This window comes from Paenirhodobacter sp. YD-8, from assembly GCF_056590935.1.
The window spans coordinates 711,191-727,016 of the sequence record NZ_CM152649.1 but is presented as its reverse complement, the minus strand read 5'-3'; the positions used below and the strand labels follow the sequence as shown (position 1 = coordinate 727,016).

At 67.2% G+C, this 15,826-nt stretch carries 13 protein-coding genes and 1 pseudogene; 8 read left to right on the top strand and 6 right to left on the bottom strand.

From position 1 onward, the window contains the following. Positions 1–23: 23 nt before the first annotated feature. Both AC0QTQ_RS03555 and rsmI read right to left on the bottom strand, forming a co-directional pair. The gene (locus AC0QTQ_RS03555) at positions 24–383 is read right to left on the bottom strand and encodes a YraN family protein (protein ID WP_121531871.1); all 360 of its coding nucleotides are present in this window, start codon (positions 381–383) and stop codon (positions 24–26) included. Continuing rightward, positions 380–1,285 (bottom strand): 16S rRNA (cytidine(1402)-2'-O)-methyltransferase, encoded by a 906-nt coding sequence (gene rsmI, locus AC0QTQ_RS03550; protein WP_480258277.1) that lies wholly within the window; start codon positions 1,283–1,285, stop codon positions 380–382. Before rsmI ends, AC0QTQ_RS03555 begins: the two co-directional genes overlap by 4 nt. A 97-nt stretch (positions 1,286–1,382) precedes the next feature. On the opposite strand from rsmI, the gene AC0QTQ_RS03545 reads away from it, so the two are divergent. From AC0QTQ_RS03545 to murJ, 3 genes are read left to right on the top strand one after another with little or no spacing between them, the layout of a single operon-like run. Continuing rightward, positions 1,383–2,558, top strand: a complete 1,176-nt coding sequence (locus AC0QTQ_RS03545) for a penicillin-binding protein activator (protein WP_480258276.1) — start codon at positions 1,383–1,385, stop codon at positions 2,556–2,558. 50 nt (positions 2,559–2,608) lie between these two features. Next, complete coding sequence (locus AC0QTQ_RS03540) at positions 2,609–5,371, top strand: [protein-PII] uridylyltransferase (RefSeq protein WP_480258275.1); 2,763 nt, start codon at positions 2,609–2,611, stop codon at positions 5,369–5,371. Beyond that, positions 5,368–6,915 carry a murein biosynthesis integral membrane protein MurJ gene (gene murJ / locus AC0QTQ_RS03535; protein WP_480258274.1) on the top strand — a complete coding sequence of 516 codons (1,548 nt, stop codon included), beginning with the start codon at positions 5,368–5,370 and terminating at the stop codon, positions 6,913–6,915. The genes AC0QTQ_RS03540 and murJ overlap by 4 nt, the downstream gene beginning before the upstream one ends. A 31-nt stretch (positions 6,916–6,946) precedes the next feature. Here the strand turns inward: murJ and AC0QTQ_RS03530 are convergent, their stop codons facing one another. Then, entirely contained in the window at positions 6,947–7,630 is a 684-nt protein-coding gene (locus AC0QTQ_RS03530) for a rhomboid family intramembrane serine protease (protein ID WP_480258273.1), read from the bottom strand. A gap of 94 nt (positions 7,631–7,724) precedes the next feature. Between AC0QTQ_RS03530 and trpS the strand changes: the two genes are divergently transcribed. Further along, complete coding sequence (trpS, locus tag AC0QTQ_RS03525) at positions 7,725–8,768, top strand: tryptophan--tRNA ligase (protein ID WP_480258272.1); 1,044 nt, start codon at positions 7,725–7,727, stop codon at positions 8,766–8,768. Between the two features lie 118 nt (positions 8,769–8,886). Here the strand turns inward: trpS and AC0QTQ_RS03520 are convergent, their stop codons facing one another. The 3 genes from AC0QTQ_RS03520 to AC0QTQ_RS03510 are packed head-to-tail and all read right to left on the bottom strand — an operon-like array spanning position 8,887 to position 11,154. Next, a complete protein-coding gene (locus AC0QTQ_RS03520; protein WP_480258271.1) occupies positions 8,887–10,212 on the bottom strand; it encodes an MATE family efflux transporter in 1,326 nt (441 codons plus the stop codon). Next, positions 10,205–10,714 (bottom strand): PaaI family thioesterase, encoded by a 510-nt coding sequence (locus tag AC0QTQ_RS03515; protein WP_480258270.1) that lies wholly within the window; start codon positions 10,712–10,714, stop codon positions 10,205–10,207. Before AC0QTQ_RS03515 ends, AC0QTQ_RS03520 begins: the two co-directional genes overlap by 8 nt. Next, positions 10,711–11,154: a PaaI family thioesterase gene (locus tag AC0QTQ_RS03510; protein WP_121532052.1), complete on the bottom strand. Its 444-nt coding sequence runs from the start codon at positions 11,152–11,154 to the stop codon at positions 10,711–10,713. The genes AC0QTQ_RS03515 and AC0QTQ_RS03510 overlap by 4 nt, the downstream gene beginning before the upstream one ends. 156 nt (positions 11,155–11,310) lie before the next feature. On the opposite strand from AC0QTQ_RS03510, the gene AC0QTQ_RS03505 reads away from it, so the two are divergent. The 4 genes and pseudogenes from AC0QTQ_RS03505 to AC0QTQ_RS03490 form a co-directional block, all read left to right on the top strand. Further along, on the top strand, positions 11,311–11,685 hold the full coding sequence (locus AC0QTQ_RS03505; RefSeq protein ID WP_121531853.1) for a MerR family transcriptional regulator: 375 nt from the start codon (positions 11,311–11,313) through the stop codon (positions 11,683–11,685). A 240-nt stretch (positions 11,686–11,925) separates the two neighbouring features. After that, a complete protein-coding gene (locus AC0QTQ_RS03500) occupies positions 11,926–12,330 on the top strand; it encodes a MerR family transcriptional regulator (protein WP_480258269.1) in 405 nt (134 codons plus the stop codon). Positions 12,331–12,350: 20 nt separating this feature from the next. Then, the gene (locus AC0QTQ_RS03495) at positions 12,351–14,126 is read left to right on the top strand and encodes an acyl-CoA dehydrogenase C-terminal domain-containing protein (protein WP_480258268.1); all 1,776 of its coding nucleotides are present in this window, start codon (positions 12,351–12,353) and stop codon (positions 14,124–14,126) included. 242 nt (positions 14,127–14,368) lie between these two features. Beyond that, positions 14,369–14,814, top strand: a pseudogene (locus AC0QTQ_RS03490) (transposase); the annotation flags it as partial. Between the last annotated feature and the right edge of the window lie 1,012 nt (positions 14,815–15,826).

Genomic DNA, 15,826 nt, shown 5'->3' with positions numbered 1-15,826 from the left:
GCCGTGACCGCGATGCAATCGGCTCAGTCGAAGTGATAGGCGTTCTCGAGAATCTCGATCCGCCCCTCGGCATCGACCAGCGCCACATCGAAGCGCCGGTCGAGATTGGCGCAATCGGGCGCGCCCGCGACGAATTCGTCGGCCGAGACGAAGATCCGACGCATCTGCCGCACCGTCAGCCGCTCGGCCGCCCAGGCATGGGTCTGCGCCCGCTTCACCTCGATGAAGATCACCGTGTCGCCCTCGCGCGCGATCAGGTCGATCTCGCCGCCATAGTGGCCGCGCCAGCGCTGCGCGGTGATCCGCCGCCCCGCCTGCCGGTAGTGATCGGCGACCTGATGCTCGGCCGCAAGGCCGGCATGATAGGACATCGCTCCGCTCATCTGTCCTTCTCCAGCTCCAGCGCGGCCTGATAGACCTCCCGCCGGGGCAGCCCCAGCAGGCCGGCCACCTCGGCCGCCGCATCCTTGACGCTCATGCGTGCGAGACGCTCCCGCAACGCAGCTTCCACCTCCTCCGCGCCGACCACGCGCTCGGCAGCGCGATCGACGAGAACCACGATCTCCCCCTTCACCGGTGCCGCCGCATAGTCCGCGGCGAGGGTGGCAAGGGTGCCGCGCCGCACCTCCTCGAATCGCTTGGTGAGTTCGCGGCAGACCGCGGCATCGCGATCTGGTCCGTATTCTGTCACCAGATCCCCTAACATTTCCCCAACGCGTTTGGGCGATTCGTAGAACACCAGCGTCGCCGGCACGGCGGCGAAGTCGCGCAGCCACTTGCGGCGGGCGGAACCGCTGCTCGGCGGAAACCCCGCGAAGAGGAAGCGGTCGGTCGGCAGGCCCGAGACGGTCAGCGCCGCCAGCACCGCCGAGGGACCGGGGGCGGCATAGACCGGGTATCCCGCCTCGATCGCGGCGCGGCCGAGGTGATAGCCCGGGTCCGAGACGAGCGGCGTGCCCGCCTCCGAGGCATAGGCGACCGAACGCCCCTCGCCGAGCGCGCGCAACAGCCGCGCCCGCGCGCCCTCGCCGCTGTGGTCATGATAGGCGACGACCGCCCGCCCGGCGAGCGGCACGCCGTGGATCTCCATCAGGTGGCGCAGGGTGCGGGTATCCTCGGCCGCCAGCACGTCGGCCTCGCGCAAGATGTCGAGGGCGCGCAGGGTGATGTCGCGGGCCGCCCCGATCGGCGTCGCGATGAAATGCAGCCCCGGCACCAGCGCCCGTCCGCCCGCACCCCGTTCCCGCGCCGGCAGGCTTTCGCCGCCTTCCTCTTCCAGATCCATCGCCGGCACCTTTCGTCGCTGCTGCAAAGTTTACTTCACGGGGCGAAACGCTTAGGGTTCGACCGTGGTCCCCCTGCCGTTGGAACAGAGGTCGTACATGTTTGCGAAATTGCGTAGCCCCCGCAACCCCGTGCTGAAGGTCGGCGCGATGCTCTCGGCGCTCTGGCTCGCGGCCTGCACGCCCGGCACCAGCGGCGGGCCGGCGCCGCGGCTGAGCTCGGGCGAGGCGGTGCCGGTGGCGCTGCTGGTGCCCGGCGGCTCGGGCGCGACGGGCGACGAGACGCTGGCGAAATCGCTGCGTCAGGCGGCGGAACTGGCGATTTCCGACCTCGACGGGGTGAAGATCGACCTGCGCGTCTACAACACCGGCGGCAGCCCGGCGCAGGCCGCCGAGGCTGCGACCAAGGCCGTCGACGCCGGCGCGAAGATCATCCTCGGCCCGGTCTTCGCCGAGGCGGCGAATGCCGCGGGCCTCGCCGTCGCCAGCCGCGGCGTGAACGTGCTGTCCTTCTCGAACAACACCGATATCGCCGGCGGTAACGTCTTCGTGCTCGGCCCGACCTTCCCGAACACCGCGAACCGGCTGGTCAGCTATGCCGCGGCGCAGGGCAAGCGGCGGATCCTGACCGTCAGCGACCAGACCACCGCGGGCGAGATCGGCGCGCGGGCGATCCAGACCGCAATCTCGCGCAGCGGTGCGAGCAATGCCGGGCAGATCTCCTACCCGTTCTCGCAGCAGGACGTGACGAATGTCGCACCGCAGATCGCCGCCCAGGTGCAGGGCGGCGGCGTCGATGCGCTGTTCCTGACCGCCGACACCGCCGGCGCGCTGCCGCTGCTGGCGCAGCTTCTGCCGCAGCAGGGGGTCGATCCGGCGCAGACCAAGTTCATCGGCCTGACCCGCTGGGACATCCCGCCCGCCACGCTCGCCCTGCCCGGGCTGCAGGGCGGCTGGTTCGCGCTGCCGGACCCGAATCTGAACACCCGCTTCAAGGCGCGCTATCAGACCGCCTTCGGCTCCGCCCCGCATCCGATCGCCGGGCTTGCCTATGACGGCATCGCGGCAATCGGCGCGCTGGTCAAATCGGGCCATGCCGATGCGCTCTCGCGCGGCGCGCTGACCCAGCCCGCGGGCTTCGTCGGCGTCAACGGCATCTTCCGTCTGCGCCCCGACGGCAGCAACGAGCGCGGTCTGGCCGTGGCCGAGATCCGCAACAACCAGGTCGTGGTGATCGACCCGGCCCCGAGATCCTTCGGCGGCGCCGGCTTCTGAGCCGGCCCCGCCCCTTCCAGCAGAGGCCCCACCCGGGACATGGCGACCAAGTGACCGACCTTCCGACCTCCGCCCCGGCAACCGCCGGGGCGCCCTTGCTTCTGAGCCCCGACCGCCTGATCCCCGCGCTCGACGCGGCGCTCTCCGAGACGCGCGACGAGCGCACCTTGCGCACCGAGACCGTGGCCTTCCTCGCCGCCGCGCGCGAGGAGGCGACGCCCTGGATCGAGGCCGATTTCGCCGGCCATCCACGCTCTGCGCGCGAGACCGTCCTGCATTATGCCCAGATGACCGACGGCATCGTGCGCGCGGCGCTGCATGTCGCCACCGGCCGGCTGCATCCCCACCCCCGCCCTTCCGACGCCGAGCGGCTTTCGGTGCTCGCCGTGGGGGGCTATGGCCGCGCCGAGATGGCGCCCTCCTCGGATGTCGACCTGCTGTTCCTGACGCCCTGGAAGATCACCCCCTGGGCGGAAAGCGTGATCGAGTCGATGCTCTACATGCTGTGGGACCTGAAACTGAAGGTCGGGCACGCCTCGCGCAGCATCGACGAATGCCTGCATCTGGGCCGCGAGGATGTGACGATCCGCACCGCGCTGCTGGAGCTGCGCCATGTCGCCGGCGACGAGGGCCTTGCCGTGCAGTTGACCGAGACGCTGCGCAACGACCTGTTCCGCTCGACCGGGCCCGAGTTCATCGAGGCGAAGCTGGCCGAGCGCGCCGAGCGCCACAAGCGCCAGGGCGGGCAGCGCTATGTGCTCGAGCCGAACGTCAAGGAGGGCAAGGGCGGGCTGCGCGATCTTCAGACGCTCTACTGGATCGCGAAATACATCCACGGCGTGCACAAGGCGGCCGAGCTGGTGCCGCTGGGCGTCTTCACCGCCGAGGAATACCAGCATTTCCGCGATGCCGAGGATTTCCTCTGGGCGGTGCGCTGCCATCTGCACCTGATCGCCGGGCGCGCCTCGGACCAGCTCACCTTCGACATGCAGGTCGAGGTGGCGCGGCGCATGGGCTATGCCGACACCGCCGGGCGCCGCGGCGTCGAGGTGTTCATGCAGAACTACTTCCGCCACGCCACGATGGTGGGCGAGGTCACCCGCATCTTCCTGACCAAGCTCGAGGCGCAGCATGTGCGCGTGCCGCCGATCTACAAGCGCCTGTTCCGCCGCCGCAAGCCGCTGATCGCGCCCCTCGTCGACGACAACGGCCGGGTCAACATCGGCGACAGGAAGGCCTTCCTTGCCGATCCGCTGAACCTTCTGCGGATCTTCGAGGAGGCGCTGCGCACCGGGATGCTGATCCACCCCGACGCGATGCGGGTGATCTCGGCGCATCTCGACCTGTTCGACGACAAGCTGCGCGAGAACCGCGAGGCGTCGCGGATCTTCCTCGACCTGCTGCTCAAGCACGGCAACCCGGAACGCTCGCTGCGGCGGATGAACGAACTCGGCGTGCTGTCCGCCTTCATCCCCGAGTTCGAGCCGATCGTGGCGATGATGCAGTTCAACATGTATCACAGCTACACCGTGGACGAACACACGATCCAGGTGATCTCGACCCTCGCGCAGATCGAGCGCGGCGAGCTGGTCGAGGAGCTGCCGCTGTCCTCCCACATCCTGAAGGAGGGGATCAACCGGCGGGTGATGTATGTGGCGCTGCTGCTCCACGACATCGGCAAGGGCCGGCCCGAGGACCATTCGATCCTCGGCGCGCAGATCTCGCGCAAGGTGGCGCCGCGGCTTGGTCTGAACGCCGAGGAATGCGAGACGGTCGAATGGCTGATCCGGCATCACCTGCTGATGTCCGACGTGGCGCAGAAACGCGACCTGTCGGACCCGCGCACGATCCGCGACTTCGCCAAGATGGTGAAGTCGAAGCGCCGGCTCGAGCTGCTGACCGTGCTCACCGTATGCGACATCCGCGGCGTCGGGCCGGGGGTGTGGAACAACTGGAAGGCCTCGCTGCTGCGCCGGCTCTATTCCGACACCGCCCGCGCGCTCGAGCACGGGATGGAGGCGCTGAACCGCGAACAGCGCTCGAGCGAGGCGAAGCGCGCGCTGCGCGAGGCGCTCTCGGGCTGGGACGCGAAGGACCTGCGCACCGAGCTGGGCCGGCATTACGATCCCTACTGGCAGGGTCTGTCGACCGAGACCCAGGTGATCTTCGCCGAACTGCTGCGCGATCTCGGCGATGACGAGATCCGCATCGACCTGCACCCCGACCCCGATCACGACGCGACCCGCGCGGCCTTTGCGCTGGCCGACCATCCGGGCATCTTCTCGCGGCTTGCCGGCGCGCTGGCGCTTGTCGGCGCGAACGTGGTCGATGCGCGCACCTATACCTCGAAGGACGGCTATGCGACCGCCGTCTTCTGGGTGCAGGACGCCGAGGGCCACCCCTACGAGGCCTCGCGCCTGCCGCGACTGCGCAAGATGATCGACCGCACGCTGAAGGGCGAGGTTGTCGCGCGCGACGCGCTGAAGGACCGCGACAAGGTGAAGAAGCGCGAGCGCGAGTTCCGCTTCCCGACCCATATCACCTTCGACAACGAGGGCTCCGACATCTACACCATCGTCGAGGTCGACACCCGCGACCGGCCGGGCCTGCTTTACGACCTGACCCGCGCGCTGGCCTCGTCGAACATCTACATCGCCTCGGCGGTCATCGCGACCTATGGCGCGCAGGTGGTCGACAGCTTCTACGTCAAGGACACCTTCGGGCTGAAGCTGTCGAAGACCAAGCAGGAGGCACTGGACAAGAAGCTGCGCGAGGCGATCGCGCGCGGCGCGGAAAGGGCTGCCACGGCATGAAACCGGTCCGCCTGGTGCGCGGATTCCTGACGGTGGGGGGCTGGACCTTCGGCTCCCGCCTGCTGGGATTCGTCCGCGACATGATGATTGCCGCCTATCTGGGCTCGGGCCCGGTGGCCGAGGCCTTCCTCGTCTCCTTCTCGCTGCCGAACATGTTCCGCCGCTTCTTCGCCGAGGGCGCGTTCAACATGGCCTTCGTGCCGATGTTCGCGAAGAAGCTCGAGGCGGGCGACGACCCGAAGGGCTTTGCGCAGGACGCCTTCTCGGGGCTTTCCGCGGTGCTGATCCTGTTCACCGTGCTCGGCACGCTCGCCATGCCCTGGCTCGTCTGGGCGATGGCCTCGGGCTTTCACGGGGACGAGCGTTTCACCCTCGCCGTGCTCTATGGCCGGATCGGGTTCTCCTACATCCTCTTCATCTCGCTCGTCGCGCTGCTCTCGGGCGTGCTGAACGCCTTCGGCCATTTCACCGAGGCCTCGCTGGTGCCGGTGCTGATGAACCTGATGTTCATCGTGGCGATGTGGATGGCGGACAAGGCCGGCTGGGACATGGGGCTGACGCTCGCCTGGACGGTGCCGGCGACGGGGGTGGCGCAGTTTGCCTTCACCTGGGTCTCGGCACAGCGGCTTGGCTTTGCGCTCTGGCCCGGGCGACCACGGATGACGCCCGAACTGAAACGGCTCCTGATCATCGCCGGCCCCGCGGTGCTGGCGGGCGGTGTGGTGCAGGTGAACCTGCTCGTCGGCCGTCAGGTCGCCTCCTTCACCGAGGGCGCGGTCGCCTGGCTCAGCTATGCCGACCGGCTCTATCAGCTGCCGCTCGGCGTCGTCGGCATCGCGATCGGCACCGTGCTCTTGCCGGTGCTGTCGCGCCACCTGCGGGCAGGCGACATGGCGGCCTCGCGCGACAGCTTCTCGCGCGGCGCGGAATTCGCGCTGTTCCTGACCGTGCCCGCCGCCGTCGCCCTTGTGGTGATCGCGACGCCGCTGATCTCGGTGCTCTACGACCGCGGCGCCTGGCGAGCCGAGGACACAACGGCGACGGCGCTGGCACTCGCCGCCTATGGTCTCGGCCTGCCGGCCTTCGTGCTGCAAAAGGTGCTGCAACCGCTGTTCTACGCGCGCGAAGACACACGCAGGCCGTTCTATTACGCGGTTGTCTCGATGATCACCAATGCGGGCTTTGCCGTCGGCATGATGCCGGTGATGGGCTTCATGGCGGCGGCGCTCGCCACCACCGTCTCGGGCTGGGTGATGGTCGCGCAGCTGTGGTGGGGGGCGCGCAACATGGGCGCGGCGGCACATCCGGACGCCCGCTTCTGGCGCCGGTTCTGGCGCATCGCCCTCGCCTCGGCGGTGATGGGGGTGCAGCTGTGGTTCACCGCCGACGCACTGGCGCCGATGCTGGCCGCGCATGGCGCCCGCTGGGGAGCGCTCGCGATCCTGTGCGGCTCGGGGATTGCCGTCTACTTCGGCCTTGGCGCGCTGATCGGCGCCTATGGCGCGGGCGAGCTCAGGGCGATGCTGCGGCGCAAGCGGGGCTGAGCCCCGCCTGCCCGGGCCTTGGCGCGCAATCTCAGCGCTTGCGCAGCCGCGCCAGCGTGTGGCGCCAGCCGCCCGGCGCGACCAGGAAGCTCAGCCCGAAGCCCGCGGCAAAACCCGCGAATTCGGCGATCCAGTCCGAGGTGCCGCCGAAGATCGCGGCAAAGACCAGCTGGATCGCCATCAGCATGCCGATGAGCGAGAAGGCCCGCGTGCGGTTCGCATTCGCCGCACCAAGCCGCACCCACAGGAGCCAGGTGAAGGCCCCGATCAGCCCATAGGCGCCCGGATAGCCGCCATAGAGCGCGCCCTGGGTGAAGGGCACCGCGGTATAGACCAGCGCGCCGACGATCGAGGCGCCGAAGAACACCGCCGCCACCGCCCAACCGCGGAAGATCTCGCCCACCATCTTGCCAAGCGCCAGCAGGAACACCAGCACCATCGCCGCATGGGTGAGCGAGCCATGCACGAAGGGATAGGTGACGATCCGCGCCACCTGTCGCCAGGGCCAGAGGTTCTGTGCGATCATCTGGCGCAGGATGCCCGGGTCGAAGGCAAAGCGCTGCAGCGCATCGAGCCGCCAGCCGAGCGCCGCATCCCCCGCCACCCCGGCATGACCGATCCCGAACAGGATCTCGCCCAGGATGATCGGGCCCGCCAGAAGCCAGACCACCGGCGGCAGCGGGTTCAGCGGGTGTTCGTTCGTGCGATGGTCCATCAGGCCTCCCTCGGGCGGGTCCGGTTGACGCCCCGCGCGCTTTAGCGATAAGCCCTCGCACAGCCGATTTCCAGCCCGGCTGAGGAGCATTGCCATGACCGATCAACCTGCCGCCATCAACGCCAAGTTCAAGCCCCGCGTGTTTTCGGGGATCCAGCCGTCGGGGAACCTGACGCTCGGGAACTATCTCGGCGCGCTCAAGCGCTTTGCCGAGAAGCAGGACGAAGGGATCGAGACGATCTATTGCCTCGTCGACCTTCACGCGATCACGGTCTGGCAGGAACCGGAAGCGCTGAAGCGGCAGACCCGCGAGGCGGCGGCGGCCTTCATCGCCTCGGGCGTCGATCCGTCGCGCTCCGTGCTCTTCAACCAGAGCCAGGTCTCGGCCCATGCCGAGATGGCCTGGCTTCTCAACTGTGTCGCGCGGATGGGCTGGATGAACCGCATGACGCAGTGGAAGGACAAGACCCAGGGCAAGAACGCCGAACAGCAGTCGCTGGGCCTGTTCGCCTATCCGGCGCTGATGGCGGCCGACATCCTCGTCTATCACGCGACGATGGTGCCGGTGGGCGAGGACCAGAAGCAGCATGTCGAGCTGACCCGCGACATCGCGGCGAAGTTCAACCACGATTACAAGACCGACTTCTTCCCGATGCCCGAACCGCTGATCGAGGGCACCGCGACGCGGGTGATGAGCCTGCGCGACGGCACCAAGAAGATGTCGAAATCCGATCCCTCGGACGCCAGCCGGATCAACCTGACCGACGATGCCGACACCATCGCGAAGAAGTTCCGCAAGGCGGTGACCGACCCCGCGCCGCTGCCCGAAAGCCTTGAGGGGCTGGCCGAGCGGCCCGAGGCGCGCAACCTCGTGAACATCTACGCGGCGCTTTCGAACCGGAACGCCGAGGCGGTGATCGCGGAATTCGGCGGTCAGGGCTGGGGCACGTTCAAGCCCGCCCTTGCCGATCTGGCCGTCTCCAAGCTCGAGCCGATCTCGTCGGAGATGTCGCGGCTGATGAACGACCCGGCCGAGATCGACCGGATCCTCGGCGCCGGCGCCGAGCAGGCCCGCGCCATCGCCCAGCCGATCCTCGAAGGCGCGCTCGACATCATGGGCATGGTGCGCGCGCGATAAGCACCGCGCGGGGGCTTTGCGCCCCCGCCCCCCCCGCAGGATCATTGGAGCGATTGGAAGCGAAAGGCTCGTCTGCTTCCAATTGCCTCAAATATCCCGGGGGGTGAATGACCGCAGGTCAGAGGGGGGCAGCGCCCCCCTGCCCCGGCGCCGCCCGCGCCTCGGCCCGCGGGTAAAGCCGCGCCATCGTCGTGCCGCGGGCGAGGTTCAGCACCATCAGCGCCGCCCAGAGCCCGTGATTGCCGAAGGCGGGCAGCAACAGCGCCAGCGCCGCCGCATAGACCAGCACCGACAGCGCCATCGCGTTGCGCATCTCGCGCGTCAGCGTCGCGCCGATGAAGATCCCGTCGAGCATCCAGCTCGCCACCCCGATCAGCGGCGCAAGGCCGAGCCAGGGTAGATAAAGCCGCGCCGCCGCGCGCACCTCGGGCGCCGTGGTCATGGTGTCGATGATGACCGGACCGGCGAGAAAGAAGACCACGCCCAGAAGCAGCGCACCGCCTGCCGCCCATTCGCCGCTGAGCAGGGCCGCGCGGCGCAGCCGCAGGGGCGACCGCGCGCCGACCGCCTGCCCGACGAGGCTTTCGGCGGCGAAGGCAAAGCCGTCGAGCGCATAGGCGGTGATCTCGAGGAACTGCACCAGAACCTGATTTGCGGCGAGCGTCACATCCCCCTGCCCCGCGCCGAGGAACAGGAAGGCGGCGAAGCTCGCCTGCAGCAGCACCGAGCGGATCATGATGTCGGTATTGACCCGCGCCAGCCGCTTCAGCGGGCCCGCGGCCAGCACCAGCGCGCGGGACAGCCCCGCCGCGAAGGCCGCCCGCGCCAGCCAGAGCGCCAGCGCCACGCCCGACCATTCGGCGATCAGCGTCGCCGCCGCGACGCCCCGCACGCCCCAGCCAAGGCCCAGCACGAAGGCAAGGTCGAGCCCGATGTTCAGCCCGTTCATCCACAGCTGCAGCGCCAGCACCGCCCGCGTGCGCTCGAGCGCGATCAGCCAGCCGGTGACGGCGTAAAGCGAGATCGTCGCGGGCGCGCCCCAGATCCGCACGCCCAGGTATTGCCGCGCCAGCGCCTCGACCTCGGGGCTGGCCGGCGCGATGCGGAAGGCCGCCCAAAAGAGCGGCCATTGCAGCGCGACAAGGCCGAGCCCGGCGAGGCCGGCGATGATCAGCGCCCGCATCAGCCCGGCGGCGACCTCGGCCGCGTCCCCCTCGCCCTTCGCCTGCGCGACAAGGCCGGTCGTGCCCATCCGCAGGAAGCCGAAGATCCAGTAAAGCGAGGCCAGCACCACCGCACCGATCCCCACCGCCCCGATCGGGGCGGCCGTGCCGATCTGCCCGACCACGCCGGTGTCAACCGCGCCGAGGATCGGCACGGTGGCGTTCGACAGCACGATCGGCGCGGCGATCTTCAGAACCCGCGCGTGGCTGATCTCAGCCATGCGGCCGCTCGGGCATCAGGAAATGCCCGGTGGCCTGCGCGTAGAGACGGGTGCGGTTGTCCTGCCAGGCCTCGACATGCACCGAGGCATAGCGCCGGCCCGAGCGGTTCACCCGCGCCCGCGCATAGGCGTCGCGCGGCAGACCAGAGCGCAGGTAATCCACCGTGAAGTCGATCGTCTTCGGCAGCCGCGGCAGCACCGGCTCGGGTGCGCTCAGGTCGATCCGCCCGGTCTCGACATCCTCCCACAGCGTCGCCCAGCTGAGTTCGACGATCGCCGTGACCTCGAGGAAGGCCGCGGTCACCCCGCCGTGCAGGGCGGGCAGCATCGGGTTGCCGATCAGCTTCTCGTCGAAGGGCAGCGTCGCGGTGATCTCGTCGCCGCGACGGTCGAACTCGATGCCGAGGAAGCGGATATAGGGCACGCCCGACACGAGCGCACGCAGCGCGGCGTCGCGGCGCTGCTTGACCACCTGCATCGGCTCCGGTTTCACGCGGGTCATTTCGCCTCTCCCTTCGGACGTTCGACGGTGAAGGCGCCGGTCGCGGTGGCGACGGGCAGGCCCGCCTCCTCGTCATGCGCGGTGGCGCGCAGGAAGGCGACGGTGCGGGTGATGTGATAGACCTCGGCGCGGGCGGTGATGCGCTGGCGCGGCGTCGCCGCGCGCATGTAATCGATGCGCAGGTCGATCGTCGCGGTGCCCGCGGGCGCCTCGGGGTGGCTCATCACCGCGGCGCCACAGCAGGTGTCCATCAGTGCCGAGACCGCGCCGCCATGGATCACCCCGGTGCGCGGATCGCCCACCAGCCGCTCGTCCCAGGGCATCGAGATCACCGCATGCCCGCCGCCGATCGCCTCGAGGTGCATGGCCAGCGCCCGGCTGTGCGGGATCGCCTCGATGAAGCGTCGCGCCAGCGCGAGCTTTTCCTCGTCTTCCGACATCTGCGCCATCTCCGTTCCTCCCGTTTGCGCCGACTATCCTTCGCCGCGCGCCGCCGCGCAAGTCGGCCGCCCCCGGGTCGCAGCGTCACGAAAGGGCGCAATCGCAGTTGAAGCCCGTCCGGCGAGGCGCTAGCTTCCGCGCCAGGGGAGACCACTATGCCCGAACCTGATGTTTTGACCTTCAAGGAAATGTGCGCCCGCTTCGACGTGACGCCCCGCACATTGCGCTATTACGAGTATATCGAATTGCTGTCGCCGCAGAAGGAGGGCCGCGCCCGCTTCTACGGGCCGCGCGAAGTCGCGCGGATGACGCTGATCCTGCGTGGCCGCCGCTTCGGCTTCTCTCTCGAGGAGCTGCGGCAATGGCTCGACATCTACGACAAGAAGGGCACGGAAGAGCAAAGCCGTGTCTGGGTCGAACTGGCCGATCGTCAGCTCAAGGTGCTGCAAGAGCAGTATGACGAACTTGCCGGGACCATCGGCGATCTGCGCGAGCTGCGCGACCAGGTCGCGAAATCCCTTGATTCCTGAGCGCCAAAGCGCTTCGATCTGTTCAGCCGAACCGTTCGCCGGGCGACCCTCGCGGCCGCCCGACGTCGTTTCCAGCCAACAGATTATTGCTTTTTCCCGTGTGGCTTTTTGCTGACATTACGTCAGCGTCACCGTGACGCCACGTTACAGTGACGCAAACGTCAACTTCACTTGTAATGTGGTTGCGGAAATTCGATCTGCCGCGTCGCATTACGCAGGGACAACGCGAGGGGCGGTCGAATGAGTGATGAAGTGATGACGATTCGCGAGATGTGCGATGCGTTCGACGTGACGCCGCGCACCTTGCGCTTCTACGAGGCAAAGGAACTGCTGTTCCCGATCCGCGAAGGCCAGAAGCGGCTGTTCACCCGGCGCGACCGGGCCCGGCTGAAGCTGATCCTGCGCGGCAAGCGTTTCGGGTTCAGCCTGGAGGACATCCGTCAGCTGCTCGACCTCTACAACATGGGGGATCAGCAGAAGACGCAACTGGCCGAGACGCTGAAGCTGGCGCGTCAGAGGCTTGATGAAATGCAGCGCCAGCGCGACGAGCTTGGTCAGGCGATTGCCGAGCTGAGCGAACAGATTGCCTGGGGCGACCAGCAGCTTGCCGGCGAAGATCCGGAGGAGGCGGCCGCCGCAGAGTAAGGCAGATTTGGGAGAGAGAGATGCCGAGCTACACCGCCAACACCCGCGACATGCAATTCGTCCTGCACGAGGTCCTCAAGGTCTCGGAAGCGGGGATCCCCGGCTACGAGGAGATGGAGCGCGACTTCACCGAGGCCGTGCTCGATGCCGCCGCAAAGGTCTCGTCCGAGGTTCTCGCGCCGCTGAACGCCGTGGGCGACAGCGAGGGCTGCGTGCTTGAAAACGGCGTGGTGCACACGCCGAAGGGTTTCAAGGCCGCCTTCGAGGCGATGAAGGAGGGCGGCTGGACCGCGCTCGACTGCGACCCGGACTTTGGCGGCCAGGGCATGCCCTATGTGCTGAACTGCGCCGTGGGCGAGATGTTCGTCTCGGCCAACATGGCCTTCAACATGTATCAGGGCCTGACGCATGGCGCCTATTCGGCGATCCACGCCCATGGCACCGCCGAGCAGAAGGCGAAATACCTGCCGAAGATGGTGTCCTGCGAGTGGACCGGCACGATGAACCTGACCGAGCCGCATTGCGGCACCGATCTGGGCATGATGCGCACCAAGGCCGAGCCGCAGGACGACGGCTCCTACAAGATCACCGGCCAGAAGATCTTCATCTCGGCGGGCGACCATGACATGGCCGAGAACATCATCCACCTGGTTCTGGCCAAGGCGCCCGGCGGCGGCGAGGGCACCAAGGGGATCTCGCTCTTCATCGTGCCGAAGTTCCTGGTCAATGACGACGGCTCGCTTGGCGCGCGCAACGCGGTCTCGGTCGGCAAGATCGAGGAGAAGATGGGCATCCACGGCAACTCGACCTGCGTGATGAACTATGACGGCGCGACCGGCTGGCTGCTCGGCGACCTGCACAAGGGCATGCGCGCGATGTTCACGATGATGAACGAGGCCCGTCTCGGCGTCGGCCTGCAGGGCTATGCCGTGGCCGAGGCCGCCTATCAGAACGCGGTGATCTACGCCAAGGACCGGCTGCAGGGCCGCGCCGTGACCGGCATCGCCAACCCGACCGGCCCCGCCGATCCGCTGATCGTGCATCCCGACATCCGCCGCTCGCTGATGGACCAGAAGTCTTTCCTCGAGGGCGCCCGCGCCTTCACCTTCTGGGGCGCGCATCTGATCGACCGCGCCCACAAGGCGGGCGACGCCGAAGCCGAGGGGCTGATCTCGCTGATGACGCCCGTCATCAAGGGCTTCCTCACCGACAAGGGCTTCGAGACCGCGGTGCTGGCGCAGCAGGTCTATGGCGGCCACGGCTACATCGAGGAATGGGGCATGTCGCAATTCGCCCGCGACGCCCGGATCACGATGATCTACGAGGGTGCGAACGGCGTTCAGGCGCTCGACCTCGTCGGTCGCAAGCTCGCGCAGGACGGCGGCAAGCACGTCATGGCCTTCTTCGAGATGATCAAGGCCGAGTGCAAGGCGCATGACGGTGACGCGCGGATGAAGCCCTTCACCGACGCGCTCAAGGCCGCCTCGAAGCAGCTGCAGGCGGCGGGGATGTTCTTCATGCAGAACGGCATGAAGAACCCGAACGCGGCACTGTCGGGCAGCTATGACTTCATGCACCTGATGGGGCACGTCTGCCTTGGCCTGATGTGGACCCGGATGGCGCAGGCGGCCTATGCCGCGCTCGACGGCGGCGCCACGGACAAGGACTTCTACGAGGGCAAGATCGCCACGGGCCGCTACTACATGGCGCGCCAGCTGCCCGCCTGCGCGATGCACCTCGCCCGCATCGAAAGCGGCGCCGACCCGGTGATGAGCCTCGCGGCCGAGCAGTTCTGAGAACCGCCGGACTGGAAATGAGAGCGGCGCCCCGAGGGGCGCCGTTTGGTCTTTGGGGCGAATGACTGCGTCGAGCCCATAGCTGCCGGTCGGATTGTGGACTAGAGATTGGCAGGAGCGCGAAATCCTGAACGAGGAACATGCCAGTGACCCGATTGACCTGCGAAGCGCGTCTGACCTGCCGCCCGGAAGTTCCCTCGCTGTGATGTAGAGTCTGCCCAACCTGAGAAGGAGCAGACGACATGAGGAAAAGCCGTTTCACCGATGCGCAAATCATCGGGATGATCAAGGAGCAGGAGGCTGGGTTGCCGACCTCCGAGCTTTGCCGGAAGCACGGGTTGAGCCCCGCGACCTTCTACAAGCTGAATGGCAAGTATGGCGGGATGGACCTGTCGGACGCCAAACGGCTGAAGCAGCTCGAGGACGAGAACGCGAAGCTGAAACGCCTGCTGGCGGATACGATGCTGGACAATGTGGTCCTGAAGGATCTGCTGGGAAAACCCTGACGACACCGATGGCGCGGCGGGACGCGGTGCTGCGGGCGATGAAGGATCATCCGATCTCTCAACGCCGGGCCTGTGTCCTGATCGGTGTCGATCCGAAGACGGTGCGGCATGAACGGCCGCCCGACAACCCGGAAATCCGTGAAGAGATGCACAAGATCGCCGAGAAGCGCCGTCGCTTCGGCGTAAGCGTTACAACTACCCCCCATTTTGACCTCTGTTCTGAGCAAGGCACGGCCTCTATATTGGCGCATAGCGCCAATATGAAACATTGCACAAAGGCTCTTTCGGCCGAGGCTGTGTGGAAACTCGGTCAAGCACGGTCGACCCCGAAGCGACGTTCTCCCCAAGGGGCACCGGCAGTATTTCGTTCTGGCGCAGGGCGCCGCAGACGGGCTACCGAGGAAACTGTTCCCACTAGATTCTCGAGATTGGAGTTTTCACACAGCCTCGACCCATAGCGGCTAGTCGTCAGCTGCTAGTGCTGCACGGCGGCGTTCGCGGAAGCGGTCGTTCGGCATATCGCGCAGCAATCCAAGCTTTTCGAAACCCTGTACGCCGTCGCGTTTCCGGTGACCGCTCACGTCCAGGCCATTCTCAATGATCTGTTCATCAAAATCCGCTCGGAGGTTGCGTGATGGGACCTTTTTTCGACGCGATGTATAGCGACAGGAGCGCCGTATCTACGGAGGTTTTCGGCACGACGTATCAGGTCACGACCGAGCGGCATTGCATGATCACGGTCGCAGCGAACCATAAAGATGATCGCGTCGAAACGATGATCAGCGGGCACGGGGCCAGCCAGCGGATGTCTTTCACGACCTCGATTTAAGGCGTGATCAGTTGATCGCGGCGGGTCTGACGACCCCTGAAGACGACCTTTTCTGCGCCCAGGTCATGATCAACGGTCGCGCCTTCAGTAATAAGGCGCCGCAAGATGACGGGGGGTCATAATCCGGCGCCGTCTCGCGAGGGCCGCCGTGATATCTACCTGATTATCTTTGCCATCGCATGAGCCTGGAACCTGTCGCCGAAGGTCTCGGAAACATTTCTCCACCTGACGATGCCAGCGAGAGTTAGTGCGTGAGGCCTATTGTTCACCGTGATCGCCTGGCCGTGCGCAATTCGGTTCCTCACCTGATTGATCTTGTTCAGGTTGGTCTTCAAAGCACTGGTTGACTGTCCCTGCCATGACAG